Source organism: Arthrobacter sp. B3I4, from assembly GCF_030816855.1.
GTDB lineage: Bacteria > Actinomycetota > Actinomycetes > Actinomycetales > Micrococcaceae > Arthrobacter.
The window spans coordinates 1,644,014-1,664,960 of sequence record NZ_JAUSYK010000001.1 but is presented as its reverse complement, the minus strand read 5'-3'; the positions used below and the strand labels follow the sequence as shown (position 1 = coordinate 1,664,960).

The window sequence follows — 20,947 nt, the reverse complement described above, 5'->3', positions numbered from 1 at the left end:
TGTCGCGAGCCAACTGGCAAAACCCGACGAATGACAAAGGGGCTGGTCAGGCCGGGTTTTCGGACTTCACGCGGTACGACTGTCCAACCACCGCGTTAGGAGGCCCTCGGGCACTTCCTCAGCGGTCAGCGCGAAGCTGCGGTGGTCCGCCCATTGCCCGTTGATATGCAAATACCGCGGCCGGAAACCCTCATCGCGGAACCCGAGCTTTTCCACCACCCGCAGGCTGGGGCGGTTCTCCGGCCGGATATTGATTTCCATCCGGTGCAGGCCCAGGGTGCGGAAGCAATGGTCCGTTGCCATGGCGACTGCAGTCGGTGCAATGCCGTGGCCCGCGCGGTCCTGATCGACCCAGTACCCGAGCGTGGCCATCATCGCCGAACCCCAGACAATCGATGAGACCGTCAACTGCCCGACGATCACGGGCTCCCTGAAGCCGGGGGTCCAGGCGGCAATAACAAAGGGCAACGCGGTGGCTTGGGCGGCCTGCGCCTTAAGCGAGCGGACCATCTGCCGGTAGTCCGGCAAGCCGCCGCCCGGGACCGGGTTGGACGCTTCCCAGGGGGCCAGCCACTTCTCGTTCCGGGCCCGGAGCTCGCTCCACTCCTTGCGGTCCCGGTAGCGGATCGGCCGCAGGACGAGCTCGCCGCACTCCAGGGTCACCGGCCAGGTGAAGCTGCCCCCCACGGGACTATTTCGTCAGGCTGGAAGCGAAGCCGGGCAGCCAGTCACGCAGGCCGGGGCCAAGGTCCTCGCTGTCGATGGCCAGCTGGACGCAGGCCTTCAGGTAGCTGAGCTTGTCTCCGGTGTCGTAGCGGCGGCCGCGGAAAACCACACCGTACACGCCGTAACCTTCGCCGTCTCCGGCGGACAGTTCTTGCAGGGCGTCGGTGAGCTGGATTTCGCCACCGCGGCCGGGCTCGGTGCGCTCGAGAACTTCGAAGACGGCCGGGTGGAGGACGTAACGGCCGATGATCGCCAGGTTCGAGGGGGCTTCCTCGGCAGAGGGCTTCTCTACGAGTTTGTTGATCCGAACGTAGTCCTCGCCCTCAACCGCCTCGACGTCGGCGCAGCCGTACGCGCTGATCTGCGAGGGGTCGACCTCGATCAAGGCCACGACGGATCCCCCGGTCTTTGCCTGAACCTCAATCATGGTGCTGAGCAGTTCGTCACGGGCATCGATGAGGTCATCGCCCAGCAGCACGGCGAACGGTTCGTAGCCCACGTGTTGTTTGGCGCGCAGCACGGCGTGGCCCAGGCCCATCGGGTCGCCTTGGCGGACGTAGTGAATGTCGCCAAGGTTGCTGGCGGCCTGGATGGACTCGAGCTTGGCGGTGTCCCCCTTGGCCTCCAGCGCCGCCTCGAGCGTCGGAACCCGGTCGAAGTGATCCTCAAGGGCGCGCTTATTGCGGCCCGTGATCATCAGGACGTCGTTGAGGCCGACGTTCACGGCTTCCTCAACCACATACTGGATGGCCGGCTTGTCCACGACAGGCAGCATCTCCTTCGGCATCGCCTTGGTGGCGGGAAGGAAGCGGGTGCCGAGGCCCGCAGCGGGGATGACGGCCTTGCGAACGGAGGCGTTGGGTGTAATCACTGGACTAATCTAACCGAGGGGGCAAAACTTCAGGTAATTGCCGCCCGCCGGTATGGCGGCCGATCCGCGGGCAGCTTGCCGGTCCGCGGGCAGCTTGCCTCCCGAGCCGAAAGGACTTGCAGTGAGCCTCAAGGACGACATCCGGTCCCGGCACCGGGAGCGCCGGTCCGCCCTCACACAGGCCGACCTGGATGCCGCCGGCGCGGCGCTGGCCGGCCACGGCGCGGCCTGGGCGTCCGCTGCCGCCGGCGGCGGGCCCGGTACCTTCGCCGCCTACCTCGGCGTCGGCGTCGAGCCCCCCACGCTGCCGCTGCTGGTGGCGCTGCACCACGCCGGCCACCGGGTGCTGCTGCCGGTCTGCGAACCGGGGCTGACGCTGAGTTGGGTCTACTGGACGCCTGCCTCGGGCTTTGTCCGCAGCCGCTACGCGCCGATCCAGGAGCCGGAAGGTGAACGGCTCGACAGCTCCGTCATGCTCGGCGCGGCCGGAGTGTTCCTACCCGCTACGGCACTGGACCGTTCGGGCAACAGGATCGGCCAGGGGGGCGGCTATTACGACAAGTTCCTTGCGGCCCTCGCCGGTTTGCCCTGGGTCCGGGCCGTTGAGGAGGCTGGCCCGCTGCCGACAGCGGCCATTGTCTATGACACCGAGATCCTGCCGGCAGGCAGCATTCCCGCCGAATCCTTTGACCGCAAGGTGGCCGCCGCCCTCACGCCCGGCGGTCTTGTGCCGCTCCCCTGACTTTCCCAGCTGCAACACGCGAGTGCTAGAATTAGCACTCAGGCCCTGCGACTGCTAACGCCGGTTGTTCTCGGCGGACGGATAGCGTTCACCTTTACCGGGGAACGGCGAACTGCCCACAGCAGCACGGGACCTGCTCGTTTGTCCTAGAGGAGGAACCTAGTGCCCACGTACGCATACGCCTGCAAGGACTGCAGCCACGCCTTCGAGATCGTGCAGTCGTTCAGCGACAGCTCCCTGACGTCCTGCCCGGAATGCCACGGAACTCTGCGCAAGAAGTTCAACAGCGTCGGCGTCGTCTTCAAGGGCTCGGGCTTCTACCGGACAGACTCCCGGGACTCCAAGGGCAGCGCCGTGACCCCCTCGCCCGCGCCGGCGGCACCTGCTGCCCCGACGCCGGCTCCCTCCGCCGCCGCCAACTAGGGCAGGTCCTTCTTCGGCGCCCCACTCCGGGCACCGGATTGTCCACATAGCCAATCCGCACGACTGACCTGGCCGGGCAGCTTCCGTAGCGTGGTTCCATGCCCCGCCGCAGGATCCGCCCACCCTTTTCGGCCCCGGCTTCCGCCAAGGAGTCGCCGTCCTTCCGGCAGCGCCGCTCCGGCCGCTCGCGGTTGTCCCGGCCGCCGCGCAGCGCTGGACGGCCCGGAGCTTTCCCTCCGCTCCCGCGCAGGCCGCGCCTCCGCCGCTGGCTCAGACGGAACCGCAGGCTTGCCGTCAGCCTCCTGCTGTGCCTCGCCGCAGGCATGGCAGTCCAGCAACTGACGCCGCAGCCGGACCCCACGGTGTCGGCCTGGGCAGCGGCCCGGGATCTGCCCGCCGGTAAGACGCTAGCGGCCGGCGATTTTGCCGCGGTCCGGGTCCCGCCCGCGGTTCTTCCCGGCGGTTCCCTCGAGCAGACGGCCCTGGCGGGGAAACAGCTCGCGGTCGCCCTGCGGCAGGGCCAGCTTCTCTCGGACTCCCTGCTCGTCGGACCCGGGCTGCTGGCCGGGAGCCCGTCCGGGGCGGGCGCCGTACCGCTGCGGATGGCGGACCCGGCGTCCGTCCAGCTCGTGTCGCCGGGACAACTGGTTAACGTGGTGATGACCAGCGGCAACGGCTATGAGCAGGCAGCGTCCTCTCAGGTGCTCGCGTCCGCAGTTCCAGTGCTCTGGACCTCCGCACAGGGAGGAAGGGCCGGTCAGTGGCTCGACGCCGGAGACGCTGACGGGCTGATGGTGGTGGCAGCGGACCCGGACCAGGCGCGGAGACTCGCCGGAGCATCCACCCAGGGCAAACTGTTTTTTGTGCTGGTGGGTCCGGGAGTTGGTTAGCCGGGTGCAGGCGACGTTTCCGTGCGGCTACACGGCCTTAGCCCCAGTGCGGGGGTTTCTGCTCCTGCAGCCAGGCGTCGTGGTCGTAGCTGCCGGGCTGGTCGCCCCAGCGGCGCGGATCGTCCTCCGCCGCTTTGTTGGGCAGCACTCCCTCAGGCGCTGCGGCGCGCACCGGCTCTTGGCCCTGCTTGTCCGGGTTGCGGGTCTGCTCATCGCGGTCAGCGTTCACGCTGCCGGCCTCCTCGTCGCTCATAGCCTCTTCGGGTGGGGCGGGAGCGTCCGGGGCTCCCCCGCGCCGCGAAACGCCGGGCTTTCCGCCCAGGTCCCGGGCGTCTTCCCCGCTCAGGTTCTCGATGTCGTCCGAGAAGCCGGGCGAGGTGCGCAGCCGGCTCGCGGGCACAGGCTTCTCCAAACCGAGGTAGCTGCCGATCCGGTCGGCACAGGCCGAGGGATCGGTAAACACCTCTATGGTCCACAGTGGCATGTACCGCCAGCCCAGCCGCTCCAGCAGCTGCGGGCGGAGACGGCTGCGCTCCCGCACCGTCATCCGACGGTACCGCTCGGTGCCGTCGGACTCAATGGCCACCGGGCTGGGGATCTCGGCATCGTCCTGGCCGATGGTGTGCATCGGGTCCGCCGCGGCCACCATGTCCAGGACGCCGTCGTACTGATGCCAGACCCGCGCCCCGCGGGCGCGCAGCCGGTCCCCGAGGTCGGCCACCAGCGGGTCCGCACCGAGGGACTGCTCGCTCGCTGCGGCGCGGGAGGCCGGGCTGCCGAGGTCGGAGTTGCCCGCGATTTCGCGGTCCAGGAGTTCGTAGAAGTCCACGGCACCGTGGCTAAGCCGGGTCACGTCCAGGTCTTCGGGGCGGAAGCAGCTGAGCACATGCAGCGAACGGCGCGCCCGGGTCATGGCCAGCGCGAACTTGGCGCGCCCGCCGTCGACGGACAGCGGGCCGAGGCTGTGCAGCGCGCGCCCGTGGGGTGTGCGGCCGTACCCGGGCGAGAAGATGATCCGGTCACGGACCAGACCCTGGGCCCGTTCCAGGTCCACGACCCGGAACGACTCGGTGCCGGCCGTGAAGAAACCGCCCAGCAGCGGGTAGTTCGGCAGCTGCAGCCGGATGGCCTCACCGATGCGGGCGGCGTGGCGCAGGCTGCCGGTAACCACCGCCAGGGACGTGCGCGGCCGGAGCCGTGCATGCTCAAAAACCAGTTCCACCACGCGGTTGACTTCGGCAATGACCGATTCGACGCCGTCCTGGTCCGCGCTGGGCAGACCTGTGCCGTCGGGCAGGTATTCCACCGTCAGGGCGCGCTCCAGGCCGGTCGCCGACTGGCCTTCCGGGAGGCGGCGAAGTTCGCCGCCGTAGAAATTCTTGCTCAGTTGACGCACGAGGTCCTCGTCCACGGCGCGGTAGACGGTCCGGAGTTTCCGGACCGGCAGCACGGCGGCCAAGGCCTGGTACGCGCTCTCCACCCGCTGGTGCGAGCTTTCCCCTGCGGCGAGCCGTTCAACGCCCACGGTAAAGCTGCGGGGGCTGGCGATCTTGTCGTCGCCGAACGCAATGACCTGGCCGGAACGGGCCACGGCCGGCAAAACGGCCTGCAGCGAGGTTGCCTCGGCGTCGAGGATAACAACTGCTTCGAAGCGTTGTTCGGCCGGCAACAGGCTGGTCAGCAGGTACGGGCTGACGGACCAGACCGGCACCAGCATCGGGATGAGCTCCGCGGACTGCGCGGTCAGGGCAGCCGGCGTTACCCGCCCGTCCTTGAGCAGGCTGCGCAGCAGCTCCGCCTGCCGGGGGTACTCGCTGAGGGCCGCGCGCCACCGTTCAGCCAGCTTCCAGCGCAGCCGGGCAGCACCGCTGGCGATGTGGGCATTGTCCGCGAGCCGGTACTCTGCCTCGAGCTGGCGGAGCGCGTCCCCGTCGGACATGGCCAGGTAATCGTCGCCGCTGATCATAGCTTCCAGCGCGGACTGCCACCAGGCCAGATCAAGCTCGGCAGCGACGGACTCAGCGGGCACCTCTCGCTCGGCGAGGTCGGTGAGCAGCTCGGCGAGGCCGTGCTCACGCATGTTTTCGATCAACAGCGTCCGCTCGGGCAGGGTCTCGAGCGTGCCGGTGTCCGCGACGAGGCGGTCCAGGCGGTCCACCAGTTCGTCGTACGGGGTGTCGTGCAGTGCACCGCCGTCGCGGGTATGCCGAAGGGCGGCACCCAGCTCGGCAAGTTCGGACCGCAGTTCCCGGTACAGCCCGCTGATCTCGGCCAGGCCTGAGGGCACTGCGGGGTGGCGCTGGCTGGTCGCATAGTCTGCCCAGGTTGCCCGCTGGTCCTGAACCAGAACCAGGGAGCTGTGCAGATCCGCGATGTGCACGCCGGGGCGGACATATTCCTTCGCGACACGGCGCAGGCGCGAGCGCTGCATGGACGGCATGTCAATGTTCCGCTCCCGGCGCCAGGAGGACGGCGCGGTGGCCGAGATCAGGTCATGGACCGGACGGTCGAAAATGTCAGGGGTGAACTTGTCCAGGCTTTCGCGGACCGCGACGAGCAGGTCGATCTGGTCACCCCACTCGGTGAAGGTTTCGCCGAGCCGGATTTCGGCATGCTCGGCGACACCGTTCATCCGTTCACGCAGCTGCGGAAGCTTCTCCGCGACGGAGCGCGCCACCTGCTGCGCCTCCTGGGTCTCCTTGCGGGTCAGCAACCGGGCGCCGTGCCACGGGCTCAGGGCCGAGGCGCGGCTAAAGCTGCCGAGCTCGGCAGCGCGGCGGAGTCGCCCCGCCAGTTCCTCGCGGTCGCGGATATTGTCCAGCACGCTGCGCTTGAGCCGGACCGTGGTCGCCGGCGCCGGGTGGATCGCGGTCAGCGCCGCGAGCGACTGCATGGCTTCGTAGGGTGAGCACCCCCAGCGCTGGCGGACGTTGTGCAGCGACGCGACATGGTCCATCAGTGCGTGCCGGTGCTCGGTCAGCGTTGCATGCAGGTTCTTCAGCTGTGGTTCAAGTGACTTTTCGTTCCGCACGATCGCGCGGACCAGCTGGCCTTTGAGCTGCAGCGGCGTGGAGTTGCCGGCCAGCTGCACCAGGGCGGAATCGAGGCCGAGCGCTTCGAGCTGGGCGGAGACCTCCCCGAGGCTCGCCCGCCGGTCACCGACCACCAGGACGCTCTTGCCCTCGTCGATCAGGGCCCCGATGGTATTGATGGCGGTCTGGGTCTGGCCGGTGCCCGGCGGAGCGCTGACCACGAGCGAATCGCCGGCCCGGGCGGCGTCCACGACGTACTGCTGGTCAGCATCGGCGTCGAGCAGGAGCAGCTCAGTGGCGGGGTCACGCTCGTCGGTGCTCGGGAACCGGTTGTCCTTGAGTTCGGCAACCTCCACCGGTGCACCGGCGGCAGCACGGGCGAGCGACGCCACGACCGGGTTGTTCGCGTTGATCCACGGATCGTCCAGGTTGCCGGAGAGATCGGCGAACGTCGAGACCAGCAGATTGTGTTCGATCTCGGCGCCGTGGATCGGCTGGATCAGCGTGCCCAGGCGGTCCAGGACGGGCTGCGGGTCGAACCGTGCCGTGCTGTACGCCATCCGGGTCACCGCGTTCACGTCGAAAACGATTCCGTGGATGTTCTTCAGATGCCGGACCAGGGCGGGATTGATGCGCGCCTGCTCGGTCAGTTGCAGTTCGTAGTCATCTTCGCCCGGACGCGCGGTAAGGGATATCGCGGCGAGCATAACCGGTGCTGAAACCCGCTGCGGCTTGCCCCCGACAGCGGACGTCCAGACCACGGTGCCGGCGGAAAAGTAGCCGGCGTCGATGCCGCGGTCATTGGCGAGCTCAAAGATTTTGGACCGGAGGTTGCGGGAGGCCCGGGCGGCGACGATGTACTGCTGCCGGTCACGGATCAGGGTGGACAGGCGGGTGCGCCGGCCGGCCATCAGCTGGGCCAATCCCGAGGGATGGGCATGGGTCAGCTCGATGGAGCCTTCCGGTGTTTTCGTAAAGCGCAGCATGGTGTCTGCTCCGGTGACGGGTTTAAGACCCGACAGCCATTTCCTGAACTCCTCGGAGCCTTCGGGGTGGCCTTGACCAACTGACACTGCTGCCTTCTTTTCTGTGCTCACGGTTTCTGTGTTCGCGCGGAACGCCCTGGACCATACCGGCATGCTTTCGAGCGTAGCCCGGATCAGGCATCAGTGGCGGGCCGCAACACTGGCTCCCACCAAATTAGTGCCACGAAATGCTTCGGCGCGCCTCTGCCCGCCAAAACGAAAGTGGCCGGCCTCTCAGGAGGCCGGCCACTGTCAGGCTATTCCCACTCGATGGTTCCCGGCGGCTTGCTCGTGACGTCCAGCACGACGCGGTTGACGCCTTCCACCTCGTTCGTGATCCGGCTCGAAATCCGGGCCAGCAGGTCATAGGGAAGCCTCGACCAGTCGGCCGTCATGGCGTCCTCGGAGGACACCGGGCGGAGCACAATCGGGTGGCCGTAGGTGCGGCCGTCGCCCTGGACGCCGACACTGCGGACATCCGCCAGCAGCACTACGGGCATCTGCCACACTTCATTGTCGAGGCCCGCCGCGGTCAGCTCGGCGCGCGCGATCGCATCGGCCTTGCGCAACAGGTCCAGCCGCTCCTTGGTCACCTCGCCGACAATCCGGATGCCGAGGCCCGGGCCTGGGAAGGGCTGGCGCCCGACGATTTCCTGCGGCAGGCCCAGCTGGGCCCCGACGGCGCGGACCTCGTCCTTGAACAGGGCACGCAGTGGTTCCACGAGTTCGAACTGCAGGTCCTCGGGCAGGCCCCCGACGTTGTGGTGGCTCTTGATGTTCGCCGCGCCCTCGCCGCCGCCTGATTCGACTACGTCCGGGTACAGGGTGCCCTGCACGAGGAACTTGATCTTTTCGCCGTGCGCCGCGGCCTCGGCGATGATGGCCAGTTCGGCTTCCTCGAACGCGCGGATGAACTCGCGGCCAATGATCTTCCGTTTGGTCTCCGGGTCGCTCACGCCGGCCAGGGCGGCCTGGAAGCGCTCCTGCTCGTTGGCTACGTACAGCTTTACGCCGGTGGCGGCCACGAAATCGCGTTCCACCTGTTCGGCTTCGCCTTCGCGCAGCAGTCCGTGGTCTACGAACACGCAGGTCAGCTGGTCGCCGACGGCGCGCTGGACGAGGGCTGCGGCCACGGCGGAGTCGACGCCGCCGGAGAGTCCGCAGATGACGCGTGAGTCGCCGATCTGCTCCCGGATGCGGTCGACCTGTTCTTCAAGGATGTTGCCGGTGGTCCAGTTAGGTTCCAGCTTCGCACCCTTGAAAAGGAAGTTCTCCAGGACCTGCTGGCCGTACGCTGAATGCTTCACCTCGGGGTGCCATTGGACGCCGTAGAGGCACTTCTCCTCGTTGGCGAAAGCAGCGACGTCCGCTCCCGCCGTCGTTGCCAGGACCTCGAATCCGGCCGGGGCTTCGTGGACCGAGTCGCCGTGGCTCATCCAGGTGCTCTGGTGCTGGGGCATTCCCTCGAGGATAGACCGGCCTTCGCCGATAACGTTCGTCTCGGTGGCGCCGTACTCCCGCAGACCGGTCTGGGCGACTTTGCCACCGAGTGCGTTGGCCATGGCCTGGAAGCCGTAGCAGATGCCGAAGACAGGGACGCCGGACTCGAACAGGTCCGGGCCCACAAACGGGGCGCCCTCGGCGTAGACGCTCGCGGGGCCGCCGGAGAGGATGATCGCGGCGGGGTTCTTGGCCAGCAGCTGCTCGGTGCTGTAGGTATGCGGAACGACTTCCGAATACACGTTTGCTTCCCGGACGCGGCGGGCAATCAGCTGCGCGTACTGGGCACCGTAGTCAACAACCAGCACGGGCCTGTGGGACGTCTGGGATGCAGTGGGAGTGGTCACCGTACTAGCCTACTTTGCCCCGATGCTCCGCCGCACATTCGGGAAGCCGCGGGTAAGCGAACTCACAGGGCAGGCCGGCTCGTGTTCCGGGGTCGCTCAATAGCGCTGCGGCGCCTGGGGATTGGAGGCCAGTTCTGCCTCCACCTCAGCATGGAACTTCTTCTCCACGAAGAAGGACAGGAAAGGCACGACGCCGCCGAGGGCCAGGACGATGAGCTTGGCGAAGGGCCAGCGCATCAGCGTCCACAGCCGGAAGTTGGACATGAGGTAGACGACATACATCCAGCCGTGCACGATCAGCACCGCGACCGAGACGTTCACTCCCCCGAGAACGCCGGGCGGTTCCGCGCCGGCGAACCCGAAGCCGAACGGCTGGCCGGTGACGGCGTTGGTTCCGCCCGCGAAGAGGTACTGGCCAAAGACGTACCGGGCAATCAGCTCCGCGCAGAGCAGCAGCAGCATGGACCCCGTGAGGTAGGCGAGCACCTTGTAGAACTTCAGCGCGGAACGGATCTGCGCCTCGGTGCCGCCGAAGCGGCGCTTCTTGCTGCCGGGGCGTCCCGTTCCGTTGGGCTGCTGCGGCTGGATGGCCGGCTTGGGCTCGATCATGATTGCACTCTCGGGTTGGTGGGTTGCGGGTCGTTGTCAGGGAAATCGCTGCTGTGCACTCCGCCCGGGGAGGCCAGTCGGGCCGCTTCCTCATCCTGGGCATCCTCCAGGTCGCGGCGGTAGTCGTCCTTGACCAGGCGCCACCAGATAAACAGTGCAAAGCCTGCGAAGACGACCCACTCGGCGGCGTAGAAGAGATTGAGCCAGTTCACCGTCTGCGCGGGCGGCTGCGGACCGATCTTCAGCGGCTTCGCCGGGCCGGAAACGGCCACGTCGGAGCCGGCGGATGCCTCGGCGCTGGCGGCGACGAAGCCGGGGTAGCTGCTGACGTCCCAGAGGTTGATCAGTTCGGCGACTGACACAGCCGTTGCACGGCCCGGTCCGGGGTCGGTGTTCGGCAGCGGCGCCTCGGATGGGATGAGCCGGCCGGTGAGCTGAACGGTGCCCGACGGCGGGGCCGGGGCGTCCGCTGCGTCGGCGACCCAGCCCCGGGCCACCGGCACCCACGTCTGCGGGGTGGCCGCTGCACCGGCAAGCGGCGGAGCGCCCTGCACGGCGAAGGCGGACACGATCCAGAACCCTTTGGCGCCGTCGTTGATTCTGTTGGGAACCAGCACCTGCTTCTGCGGGTCGTAGCGGCCCGTGGCCGTGACCATCTGATCGGAGACCGATCCCGGGAAGAACTCCCCCGGTTTCAGGACGGACGTCAGCGGCCGGGGGTCCTCGGTCGCGGTGGAGACCGGCGCCTCGGCCCTCGTAGAGCGGCCGAACTGCCACTGGCTGAGCAGCACAAAGACCCCGGATATCACGAGCGCAAACACGAGGCCTGCGATCCAGCGGGGTTTGAGGGCGGTTTTCAGCACCCCTTAACCGTACTTCGTCCGCCTGTAGAACAACGAAACGTGCTAGTGGTCGAAGAACACCAGACTGGAGTTGATCAGTTCCGCAATCACTTCGGGGTCGTAGGCGCGGCGGAGCGACTCGCGGAAGGATTCCTTGGACAGCGAGCGCGCCAGGGTGGCCAGCACCTCCAGGTGGTCCGAGAAGGAACTTGCCGGCGTCGCAATCAGCAGCACCACGGTGGCCGGCCCGTCGGCGGCGCCGAAGTCGAGGGCACGGCCGTATTTTGTGATGCCCACCGCGATCGATATGCGGGACACAAATTCGCTGCGGGCATGGGGCAGGCCGACGCCGCCGGGAAGACCGGTGGCCAGCTGGTGCTCGCGGGCATTGACGTGCTCCAGGAACCCCTCAAGATCGGAGATCCTGCCGGCGTCGTACATCCGCTGGGCGAGCTGGGCGGAGGCGTCGAACTTGTCCTTCGCGTCCAGCTCAAGGATCACCATCTGCGGCGTGGTGAGGTCGGCATCGTACCGGTCCAGTGGTTCCGCCAAGAGGTGTCCCTTTCGATATGGCGTTGGTGCACGCCGGCCGGTGGTCGCCGTACAGCGCCTTCGATCAGCGCAGCGGAACGATGTCCTCGACACCCAGACGCGCCGCATCCGCGGATTCGTCGTCCGGCTGCTCCTGGCTCAACCTTTCAGCGTCCACCCGGGCCAGATAGTGCTTGATTTCGCTCTCGCGCTGCGCATCGCTCCAGCCGAGAACCTCGCCCATCAGCTTAGCGACTACCGGCGCCGCGGACACGCCGCGGTCCCAGGCCTCGATCGAGATTCTAGTTCGGCGGGTCAGCACGTCCTGGACGTGGCGGGCGCCTTCGAACTTCGCGGCGTAGACCGCCTCGGCCGCCAGATAGTCGTCGGCTCCTGGCAGCGGCTCGGCCAGGTCGGGGTTCTCACCAATCAGCGCCAGGACTTCCGGTGCCATCGAACCGTAGCGGTTGAGCAGGTGCTCGACCCGGGCCACGTGGACTCCGGTTTCCTCGGCCATCCGGTTGCGCTTGTTCCAGGCGGCCTTGAAGCCGCTGGCGCCCAGCAGTGGGATGCCCTCGGTGCACGACGGCGGAACGCGCTCGTCCATGCTGCGCGTCGCCTCATCCACGGCGTCCTTCGCCATCACCCGGTAGGTGGTCCACTTGCCGCCGGCGACGACGACGAGGCCCGGCACCGGGTGGGCCACCACGTGTTCGCGGGACAGTTTGGCCGTCGAGTCGTTCTCCCCCGCCAGCAGTGGTCGAAGGCCGGCGTAGACGCCCTCGACGTCCTCGCGGGTGAGGGGCCGCTTCAGGACCTTGTTCACGTGTTCGAGGATGTAGTCGATGTCCTTGCTGGACGCCGCGGGGTGGGCCTTATCCAGGTGCCAGTCGGTATCGGTGGTGCCGATGATCCAGTGCCGGCCCCACGGTATGACGAACAGCACCGACTTCTCGGTGCGCAGAATCAGGCCGACCGTCGATTGGAAGCGGTCCCGGGGCACGACGAGGTGGATGCCCTTGGAGGCACGGACTTTGAGTTGGCCGCGGTCGGTGACCATGGCCTGGGTTTCGTCGGTCCAGACGCCGGTCGCGTTGATGACCTGCTTGGCCCGGATGTCGAAGCTGGAACCGTCCTCGCGGTTGACGACCTTGGCGCCGACCACCCGCTCGCCCTCGCGCAGGAAGTCCACGACCGACATTTGATTCACGGCGTGGGCACCGTAGTATGCCGCCGTGCGTACGAGGTTAGCGACGTACTTGGCGTCGTCGACCTGGCCGTCGTAGTAGCGGATCGAACCGACGAAGGCATCGTCCTTCAGACTCGGCGCCGCACGAAGGGTGCCGCGCCGGCTCAGGTGCTTGTGGAACGGAACTCCCCGGCTGTGGCCGCCCGTGATGGACATGGCGTCGTAAAGGGCGATGCCGGAGCCAACGTAGGGCCGCTCCACGAACCGCTTGGTCAGCGGGTAGAGGAACGGGACCGGACGGGCCAGGTGCGGGGCGAGGACGGAGAGAATCAGGCCGCGCTCGTGCAAAGCCTCCTTGACCAGGGCGAAGTCCAGCATTTCCAGGTAGCGAAGGCCGCCGTGGATGAGCTTCGAGGACCGCGACGACGTGCCGGCTGCCCAGTCGTTGGCCTCGACGATCGCTACGCTCAGCCCGCGGGTCACCGCATCCAGCGCGGCCCCCGCGCCGACGATGCCGCCGCCGACGATGAGAATGTCGAGTTCCTTGCCGGGTTGCGTGCTCGCCTTGAGGGCCGCCAGGGACGCTTCGCGCTCCGCCGGGCCGAGCGCGCCGCCAGCCATCGGAGCACCACCGGGAAAACTGTTCATCTCACGCCTCCATCCGGATCAAACCTCGTAGTGCACCACACTACTTCCTAGTTCTCCGGATGGGCAGGGCCGGGGCCGGCCCTGCCCCAGGGTCAGTTTCCCTCGTACGGCGAGACGACGACGTCGACGCGCTGGAATTCCTTCAGGTCCGAGTAGCCTGTGGTCGCCATCGACCGGCGCAGCGCACCGACGAGATTCGAGGTGCCGTTGGTGTGGTGGCCCGGCCCGAACAGGACTTCCTCGAGCGGTCCGACGGTGCCTACGTTGACCCGGTCACCGCGGGGAAGCTCGAGGTGGTGCGCTTCCTGGCCCCAGTGCCAGCCCTTTCCGGGGGCCTCCTGGGCACGGGCGAGGGCGCTGCCGAGCATCACGGCGTCGGCGCCCATGGCGATCGCCTTCACGATGTCACCGGAGCTGCCCATGCCGCCGTCGGCGATCACGTGCACGTACCGTCCGCCGGACTCGTCCATGTAGTCCCGGCGGGCGGCTGCGACGTCGGAGATGGCGGAGGCCATCGGCGAGTGGATGCCCAGGGCGCGGCGGGTGGTGGTGGTGGCGCCGCCGCCGAATCCGACCAGCACGCCCGCGGCGCCGGTGCGCATCAGGTGCAGGGCGGGGGTGTAGCCGGCAGCGCCGCCGACGATCACGGGAACGTCGAGTTCGTAGATGAACTGCTTCAGGTTCAGCGGCTCGTGGTCCTTGGAGACGTGTTCTGCCGACACTGTGGTGCCGCGGATGACGAAAATGTCGACGCCGGCAGCCACCACGGTCTTGTAGTGCTCCTGGGTGCGCTGCGGGGTCAGGGATCCTGCAACCGTGACGCCGGCGGCGCGGATCTCCGCCAACCTGGAGGTGATCAGTTCCGGCTGGATCGGGGCCTGGTACAGCTCCTGCATCCGGCGCGTGACGGCGGGGCTGTTGGTCTCGTCTTCGAGGGCGGCAATCTGGTCCAGTACCGGCCGCGGATCCTCGTAGCGGGTCCACAGCCCCTCCAGGTCCAGGACGCCGAGACCGCCGAGCCGTCCAAGCGCGATGACCGTTTCCGGCGACATGGCTGAATCCATCGGTGCGGCGATGACGGGCATGTCGAACTTGTAGGCATCGATCTGCCAGGAGACAGAAACGTCCTTGGGGTCGCGCGTACGGCGGTTGGGGACGATCGCAATGTCATCCAGGGAGTAGGCACGACGCCCACGCTTGCCACGGCCAATCTCAATCTCGTAAGTCACGTCCCCACTTTACTTGACACCTCCGCCGGCCCGGCAAAGGGCCAACGGCAAACCGAGAGTCGACCCCGAGTTGACTAATGTTGTCAAGAGTTTACAAAACCTGAAAAGGACCTTACGGTTACTTTCGGCCGGCCGACGTTATTACCGGTAGCCTCCAACCCGAGTTCCAGGCATTCCGCAATGCCCGGTCACAGAAAGCAGAACCCATGGGAAGTACATCACTCAGGAAGTCCCGCGTCCTTGTCCTGTCGCTGGCCGCCGTCGTCGGCACCATGAGCCTGGCCGTCAACCCGGTCCTCGCCGCCCCGGGCACCGGACCCGTCGCCGCTGAGAACGCCCCGGCACCGGAGGTCCACGCCGGCGAGGCCTATACGCAGTTCATCGTCAGCTTCAAGAAGTCCCCCGGCAACGCCACGCCCAACGGCCGCGCGAATGCCTGGGGCAAGGCTGCAAGGCAGCAGGGCGTCAGCGTGCGGGAACTGCGCACCCTGGCCACGGGCGGAACCCTGATCGCGTCCGACGCGGCCCTGTCCGACCAGGCGGCCAAGGATTTCATGAATGAAATCGTCGCCTCCGGGGCGGTTGACGCCGTCGAACCCGATGCGCGGATGACCGCGGTGCTGGCACCCAACGACCCGCGCTACAGCGAGCAGTGGGACTTCACGGCGGCAAACGGCATGCGGATCCCTGGCGCCTGGGACGTCTCCACCGGGTCGGGATCGACCGTCGCCGTGATCGACACCGGCATCACCGCCCACCCGGATCTGGACAGCAATGTGCTGCCGGGTTACGACTTCGTCTCCGACGCCACGGCGGCCCGCGATGGTAACGGCCGCGATGCCAACGCCCAGGACCAGGGCGACTGGTACGCCGCCGGGGAATGCGGCCAGACCGCCGCCTCCAATTCCTCCTGGCACGGCACCCACGTGGCCGGCACCATCGCGGCCGTGACCGGCAACTCCACCGGCGTGGCCGGCGTGGCACCGAATGCCAAGGTCCTGCCGGTCCGCGTGCTTGCCAAGTGCGGCGGATCGCTCTCGGACATTGCCGACGCGATCATCTGGGCCGCCGGCGGGACCGTCTCCGGCATCCCGGCCAACGCCAACCCTGCGAAGGTCATCAACATGAGTCTCGGCGGCTCCGGCGCCTGCGGCACCACCTACCAGGCCGCCATCGATTCCGCCGTGTCCCGGGGCACCACCGTCGTCGTGGCGGCCGGCAACAGCAACCAGGACGCCTCCGGCTCCCGCCCGGCCAACTGCAACTCCGTGGTGACCGTCGCGGCCAGCAACCCGAGCGGTTCCCTCTCCTACTACTCCAACTACGGCGCGACGGTGGATTTGACCGCACCCGGCGGTGACACCGGGGTCAGCGGCGGCGGCATTCTTTCCACGATCAACACCGGGACCACTGCCCCGGGCGGCGCCGGGTACGCCAGCTACCAGGGGACCTCGATGGCGACCCCGCACGTCGCCGGTCTCGTGGCGCTGATGAAGGCCAAGTCCCCCGCCCTGACCCCGGCGCAGGTCGAGTCCACGCTCCGGCAGGGCACCCGCGCCATGCCGGGCGGCTGCACCAAGGGCTGCGGCGCCGGGCTCTCCGACGCGACGGCCACCATGGCTCTGCTCGGCGGCACCACCCCGCCGCCGCCGTCGGGAAACCTGCTGCTGAACCCCGGCTTCGAGAGCGGCGCGGTGTCCTGGACCTCCGACCACGCAGACACTTTTGAAACCGGAACCAGTGCGCGCACGGGCAGCGGCTTCGCGGGCCTGAACGGCTGGGGCCAGTCGACGTCGTACCGGCTGGACCAGACCATCTCCATCCCGTCCTCCGTGGCCGGTTCCACCTTGTCCTTCTACCTCAAGACGCTGACGGATGAGACCACCACCGCGACCGCTTACGACACCCTGAAGGTCCAGGCCGTCAGCGGGGGTGTCACCACGACGCTGGCCACCTATTCGAACCTGAATAAGTCCACCGGCTACGTGCTGAAGACCCTGGACCTGTCCGCCTTCAAGGGCAAGAGCGTCACGCTGCGTTTCCTGGGCGTCGAGGACTCCTCGCTGAAGACCTACTTCTTCATCGACGACACCTCGGTGACAACCTCCTAGCACCGCGCCTGCCGCGAACCACCCGCACCAAGAACGGGCATGCCCTCCTTTCCCCGGAGGACATGCCCGTTCTTGTTTGGCGCGGTTGCTCGGACGGTACGCTGGCGGCATGGGTACACGCTGGGTCTTCGACGGCCACATCGCCGGACTGGGAACGGAATCAGGCCTCCGGGTGGTGGCGGGCATCTGGCAGCTGTCCCCCTTTGGTTCCTTCGCCGACGCCATGGTGGAACTGCCCTCCGGCCACCGAGTCCTGCTTGCTCCGACCGCCGAGATCTGCGACTTCATTGCCGCGGTCTACAACTTTGATGAGACCCGGGTGGTGGATGTCGCGGCCTCCCTAGATAACCGGCAATTGAGCCTCGACGCCGGTCCGCTCGGCGTCCGCGCCGCCGTCGGCGTCCGCGCCAGGCTCGGAAGCCTGGTTCGCCTGATCCCGCGGCCGGTGGCGGTGCATCCGTACTGGCTGCGGGCGGTCAGCCCGCTCGCAGCCCGGATCAGCCCCGGCGCGAGCACTGCCGGAACCGCCAAGGGCGGACGGCAGGAGTATTACGGCGTAACGGACCTGCACCGCATCAGTTCCGCCCAGGTCGGCTGGGACGGCGCCGACGCCGGGGCTCTCGCCGCCATCCGGCCCGCCGTAACGTTTGGCTTCAGCAGTGTTCCCGCGGCACCGAGCCTGGCACGGGTTCGCACCACCGTGACGGGCCCCTAGAGCCCCCCGGCTTCGTCCACGGCGAGTTGGGACTCGAACATCCGGAAGTAACGCCCGCGCAAGGCCACGAGTTCCTTATGGGTACCCTGCTCCACCACGCGGCCGTCCTCCAGCATGTAGACCACGTCGGCTTTCTCGATGGTCGCGAGCCGGTGGCTGATGGCGATGATCGTACTGTCGCGGTCTGCAAAGAGCCGGGTGAAGATCCGGTGCTCGGCGAGTGCGTCAATCGCCGAGGTCGGTTCGTCCATCACCATGAAAGTAGCGTTCCGGTAGAAGTTGCGGGCCATGGCGAGGCGCTGCCACTGGCCCCCGGAGAGTCCGCTGCCCTTACGACCGCGCGGATCCTCCATCCAGTTGCTGACATGGTTATCCAGCCCGTTGGGCAGCTTGTTTATGAATTCGAGGGCCTCCGCGTCGGCCGCGGCCCGGCGGATCCGTTCGTCGTCGCGGGGGGCGTCCACGTCGCCGAAGAGGATGTTCTCCGCGGCGGTGGCGAACTCGTATTTCAGGAACTCCTGGCTCAGCACGGCCAGGTGGCGGTGCCAGGACTTAACGTCGACGGCGGCGAGGTCGACGCCGTCGAGCAGCACCTGCCCGGAGTCCGGCCGGTAGAGTCCGGCCAGGATCCGGATCAGGGTGGACTTGCCCGCGCCGTTCTCACCGACGATGGCGATGTGCTGGCCCTGGCGGATGGTCAGCGAGATGCCCTTGATGACTTCCAGTTCGCTTCCGGTGTAGGTGAAGCGGATGTCCCGCAGCTCCACCACTCCCGGTGCTTGAAGCAGGGGCGGGGCGTGCCCGGAGTGCACCGGCAGCGCCATGAACAGCTCGTAGTCCTTGAGGTTCGCCAGGTCCTCGTCGATGGAGCTGAGCGAGGAGACCAGGCTGTTGGCCGTGGACAGTGCGCGGCTGACGATCTGCTGCACATAGAGGAACTGCCCCACCGGCTGAGCCCTGGCGATGATCTGCCCGACCACCCAGATCAGCGACACCACTTCGGCGCCGTACTGCAGGGCGTCCGCGGCGAGCTGTTTGGGGATGTAGCGCTTCTGGAAATCCAGCCGGCGTTTCTCATCGGCATCCCGGAGCCGGGAACGCAGCCCCATCAGGTACCCGACCACCCCGTAGAGCCGCATCTCGGCGATGTGCTGCGGCCGCAGGAGGTTGGTTTCGATCATCCGGCGCTGCCGTCGGGAGTCGACCTGTGTGTTCCAGTGCGCGATCTGCTCCCGGGAAAGCCGGAACTGCAGGTAGACGCTGGGCACGATCGCGACCAGCACGATCACCGCGATCCACCAGCTGACCAGCAGCAGCGCCCCGACGGCCAGGATCACCGAAACCAGCTGGGTGAAGATGGCCGCGATCCGGTCCAGGACCCGGGCGTAGGAGTCAGAGAACCGTTTGGCCCGGTCGTACAGGTCCACCGTTTCCTTGTCGTCGTAGCGCCAGAACTCCAGGGCCAGGAACCGTTCGTACATCAGGTCGCCCACGATCGCGCCGACCCGGAAGCTCATCAGTTGCTGGATGTAGCGGTCCACGCTGCTGAACGCTCCCCAGAAGAGGCCGAGCGCCGCCGTGATGATGACATAAACGATGGCCTGCTGCCCGGCCGCGGCGTTCCCGGCGTAGGCGGCTGCGAGCGCCGTCGTGGTCAGCGCCGCGAAATACGTGGTGACCAGCGGCAGCAGGGCCGAGATGAGCGAACCCACAACCTTCATGATGACGGCGGCGGGAGAGGCCCGGAAGCTCACCCGCAATACCTGCGCCACGGCCCGGGCGTAGGGGCGCAGCGCCAGTTTGCGCTTGGGCTCGCGCGCCGGCAGGAGTTCGGACATGCGGGTGCTGACTAGCGTGAACCGTAGTTCGGTGCCTCCACCGTCATCTGGATGTCATGCGGGTGCGATTCCTTCAGCCCCGCCGGGGTGATCCGGACGAACTTGCCGCGGGCCTTGAGCTCGGGGACGGTCGGGGCGCCGGTGTAGAACATGGTCTGGCGGAGGCCGCCGACCAGCTGGTACGCCACCGAGGCCAGCGGCCCCGCGGTAGGCGACCCGGCCCTCGATGCCTTCCGGGATGAGCTTGTCGTCGCCGGAGACGTCGGCCTGGAAGTACCGGTCCTTGGAGTATGAGGTGTTCTTCCCGCGGGTCTGCATGGCACCGAGTGAGCCCATCCCGCGGTAGAGCTTGAACTGCTTGCCGTTGACGAAAATCAGGTCGCCCGGGGACTCGTCGCAGCCGGCCAGCAGGGAGCCGAGCATCACGGTGTCGGCGCCGGCGACCAGGGCCTTGCCGATGTCGCCGGAGTACTGCAGGCCGCCGTCGGCGATCAGCGGCACGCCCGCCGGGATGGCGGCCTTCGCGGATTCGTAGATCGCGGTGATCTGTGGAACCCCGACGCCGGCCACCACGCGGGTGGTGCAAATGGATCCCGGGCCCACGCCGACCTTGATGCCGTCGGCACCGGCGTCGATCAGTGCCTGCGCGCCTTCGCGGGTGGCCGCCTGGCCACCGATGATGTCCACATGCGCGGCAACCGGGTCCGACTTCAGCCGGCGGATCATGTCCAGGACGCCCTGGGAGTGGCCGTTGGCGGTGTCCACGAAGAGGGCGTCCACGCCGGCGTCGATCAGGGCCATGGCGCGCTCCCAGCCGTCACCGAAGAACCCGATCGCGGCGCCGACGCGCAGCCTGCCCTCGTCGTCCTTGGTGGCCAGCGGGTACTGCTCGGCCTTGGTGAAGTCCTTGGTGGTAATCAGGCCTTTGAGCCGGCCCTGGTCATCAACGAGCGGGAGCTTCTCGATCTTGTTGGTGGCGAGCTTGTGCGAGGCTTCTTCGCGGCTGATGCCCACGTGGCCGGTGACCAGCGGCATCTTGGTCATGACGTCGCTGACCAGCCGGATCGGGAAGTCCGTTTCGGGCACGAAGCGGGTGTCGCGGTTGGTGACGATGCCCAGCAGGCGCATGCCCTCATCCACCACCGGCAGGCCGGAGACCCGGTAGTGCGAGCAGATTTCGTCCAGTTCGGCGAGGGTGGCCTCGGGCCCGATGGTCAGCGGGTTGGTGATCATGCCGGATTCGCTGCGCTTGACCCGGTCCACCTGATCCGCCTGGTCGGCGATGGAGAGGTTCCGGTGCACGACGCCGAGGCCGCCCTGCCGGGCCATGGCGATCGCCATCCGGGACTCGGTCACGGTGTCCATCGCGGCGGAGAGCAGCGGGGTGTTCACGGTGATGCGCTTGGAGATCCGCGAGGAGGTGTCAGCCTCGGACGGGATGACGTTCGTGTGCCCGGGCAGGAGCAGCACATCGTCGTAGGTCAGGCCGATGAAGCCGAAGGGGTCGTGTTCGGGCTGGGTCATGAGTGCGCCTCTTACCTTGTTTTCTGGGTTCACGGGTAGGGGTTGCAGCAGATGACCAGCCCGTCATTACGGGCATGGCCTGTGCAGAAGTGTTGAATAAATAGTAGAACCTCGGCGCCGATCCCCATATTCCGTACGGCCGGTGTGAGCAACGG

Annotated in this window: 15 protein-coding genes and 1 pseudogene; 5 read left to right on the top strand and 11 right to left on the bottom strand. The window is 67.5% G+C overall.

Translation table 11 applies throughout. The features are described 5' to 3' along the window. Positions 1 to 66 precede the first annotated feature (66 nt). Together QFZ61_RS07855 and galU are read right to left on the bottom strand one after the other, a co-directional pair. Positions 67 to 687 (bottom strand): GNAT family N-acetyltransferase, encoded by a 621-nt coding sequence (locus QFZ61_RS07855; protein WP_307034870.1) that lies wholly within the window; start codon positions 685 to 687, stop codon positions 67 to 69. A 4-nt stretch (positions 688 to 691) separates the two neighbouring features. Next, positions 692 to 1,597 (bottom strand): UTP--glucose-1-phosphate uridylyltransferase GalU, encoded by a 906-nt coding sequence (galU, locus tag QFZ61_RS07850; protein WP_307034868.1) that lies wholly within the window; start codon positions 1,595 to 1,597, stop codon positions 692 to 694. Between the two features lie 121 nt (positions 1,598 to 1,718). On the opposite strand from galU, the gene QFZ61_RS07845 reads away from it, so the two are divergent. From QFZ61_RS07845 to QFZ61_RS07835, 3 genes are all read left to right on the top strand, one after another. Continuing rightward, complete coding sequence (locus QFZ61_RS07845; RefSeq protein ID WP_307034865.1) at positions 1,719 to 2,339, top strand: 5-formyltetrahydrofolate cyclo-ligase; 621 nt, start codon at positions 1,719 to 1,721, stop codon at positions 2,337 to 2,339. Positions 2,340 to 2,501: 162 nt separating this feature from the next. Further along, positions 2,502 to 2,762, top strand: a complete 261-nt coding sequence (locus QFZ61_RS07840; RefSeq protein WP_307034863.1) for an FmdB family zinc ribbon protein — start codon at positions 2,502 to 2,504, stop codon at positions 2,760 to 2,762. A gap of 323 nt (positions 2,763 to 3,085) precedes the next feature. Further along, the gene (locus QFZ61_RS07835) at positions 3,086 to 3,652 is read left to right on the top strand and encodes an RcpC/CpaB family pilus assembly protein (RefSeq protein ID WP_307034862.1); all 567 of its coding nucleotides are present in this window, start codon (positions 3,086 to 3,088) and stop codon (positions 3,650 to 3,652) included. A gap of 37 nt (positions 3,653 to 3,689) precedes the next feature. Here QFZ61_RS07835 and QFZ61_RS07830 read toward each other — a convergent pair whose 3' ends face one another. From QFZ61_RS07830 to QFZ61_RS07800, 7 genes are all read right to left on the bottom strand, one after another. Then, positions 3,690 to 7,823: an AAA family ATPase gene (locus tag QFZ61_RS07830; RefSeq protein ID WP_307034860.1), complete on the bottom strand. Its 4,134-nt coding sequence runs from the start codon at positions 7,821 to 7,823 to the stop codon at positions 3,690 to 3,692. Positions 7,824 to 7,966: 143 nt separating this feature from the next. Beyond that, positions 7,967 to 9,556: a glutamine-hydrolyzing GMP synthase gene (gene guaA, locus QFZ61_RS07825; RefSeq protein ID WP_307034858.1), complete on the bottom strand. Its 1,590-nt coding sequence runs from the start codon at positions 9,554 to 9,556 to the stop codon at positions 7,967 to 7,969. 96 nt (positions 9,557 to 9,652) lie between these two features. After that, positions 9,653 to 10,165: a DUF3817 domain-containing protein gene (locus tag QFZ61_RS07820; protein ID WP_307034856.1), complete on the bottom strand. Its 513-nt coding sequence runs from the start codon at positions 10,163 to 10,165 to the stop codon at positions 9,653 to 9,655. Further along, the gene (locus tag QFZ61_RS07815) at positions 10,162 to 11,028 is read right to left on the bottom strand and encodes an SURF1 family protein (RefSeq protein ID WP_307034854.1); all 867 of its coding nucleotides are present in this window, start codon (positions 11,026 to 11,028) and stop codon (positions 10,162 to 10,164) included. Before QFZ61_RS07815 ends, QFZ61_RS07820 begins: the two co-directional genes overlap by 4 nt. Before the next feature lie 42 nt (positions 11,029 to 11,070). Next, positions 11,071 to 11,559: a PTS sugar transporter subunit IIA gene (locus QFZ61_RS07810; RefSeq protein ID WP_307034853.1), complete on the bottom strand. Its 489-nt coding sequence runs from the start codon at positions 11,557 to 11,559 to the stop codon at positions 11,071 to 11,073. A 64-nt stretch (positions 11,560 to 11,623) separates the two neighbouring features. Continuing rightward, positions 11,624 to 13,375, bottom strand: coding sequence for a glycerol-3-phosphate dehydrogenase/oxidase (locus QFZ61_RS07805; protein ID WP_307034851.1), 1,752 nt, complete (start codon positions 13,373 to 13,375; stop codon positions 11,624 to 11,626). A 92-nt stretch (positions 13,376 to 13,467) separates the two neighbouring features. Next, positions 13,468 to 14,604, bottom strand: coding sequence for a GuaB3 family IMP dehydrogenase-related protein (locus QFZ61_RS07800; protein ID WP_307034849.1), 1,137 nt, complete (start codon positions 14,602 to 14,604; stop codon positions 13,468 to 13,470). Positions 14,605 to 14,810: 206 nt separating this feature from the next. Here QFZ61_RS07800 and QFZ61_RS07795 point away from each other — a divergent pair, with 206 nt between their 5' ends. Continuing rightward, positions 14,811 to 16,715, top strand: a complete 1,905-nt coding sequence (locus QFZ61_RS07795) for a S8 family peptidase (protein WP_307034847.1) — start codon at positions 14,811 to 14,813, stop codon at positions 16,713 to 16,715. 109 nt (positions 16,716 to 16,824) lie between these two features. Then, on the top strand, positions 16,825 to 17,430 hold the full coding sequence (locus QFZ61_RS07790) for a hypothetical protein (RefSeq protein WP_307034845.1): 606 nt from the start codon (positions 16,825 to 16,827) through the stop codon (positions 17,428 to 17,430). On the opposite strand, the gene QFZ61_RS07785 is transcribed toward QFZ61_RS07790, so the two are convergent. Next, positions 17,427 to 19,268 (bottom strand): ABC transporter ATP-binding protein, encoded by a 1,842-nt coding sequence (locus QFZ61_RS07785; RefSeq protein WP_307034843.1) that lies wholly within the window; start codon positions 19,266 to 19,268, stop codon positions 17,427 to 17,429. The two genes, QFZ61_RS07790 and QFZ61_RS07785, sit on opposite strands and share 4 nt — an antisense overlap. Before the next feature lie 11 nt (positions 19,269 to 19,279). Further along, positions 19,280 to 20,792: pseudogene (gene guaB, locus QFZ61_RS07780) on the bottom strand (IMP dehydrogenase). Positions 20,793 to 20,947 lie beyond the last annotated feature (155 nt).

Coding starts and splice junctions, on each gene's coding strand:
- QFZ61_RS07835 (WP_307034862.1), top strand. CDS start 3,086: ATGGCAGTCCAGCAACTGACGCCGCAGCCGGACCCCACGGTGTCGGCC.
- QFZ61_RS07830 (WP_307034860.1), bottom strand. CDS start 7,823: ATGCCGGTATGGTCCAGGGCGTTCCGCGCGAACACAGAAACCGTGAGC.
- QFZ61_RS07820 (WP_307034856.1), bottom strand. CDS start 10,165: ATGATCGAGCCCAAGCCGGCCATCCAGCCGCAGCAGCCCAACGGAACG.
- QFZ61_RS07805 (WP_307034851.1), bottom strand. CDS start 13,375: ATGAACAGTTTTCCCGGTGGTGCTCCGATGGCTGGCGGCGCGCTCGGC.
- QFZ61_RS07795 (WP_307034847.1), top strand. CDS start 14,811: ATGGGAAGTACATCACTCAGGAAGTCCCGCGTCCTTGTCCTGTCGCTG.
- QFZ61_RS07790 (WP_307034845.1), top strand. CDS start 16,825: ATGGGTACACGCTGGGTCTTCGACGGCCACATCGCCGGACTGGGAACG.
- QFZ61_RS07785 (WP_307034843.1), bottom strand. CDS start 19,268: ATGTCCGAACTCCTGCCGGCGCGCGAGCCCAAGCGCAAACTGGCGCTG.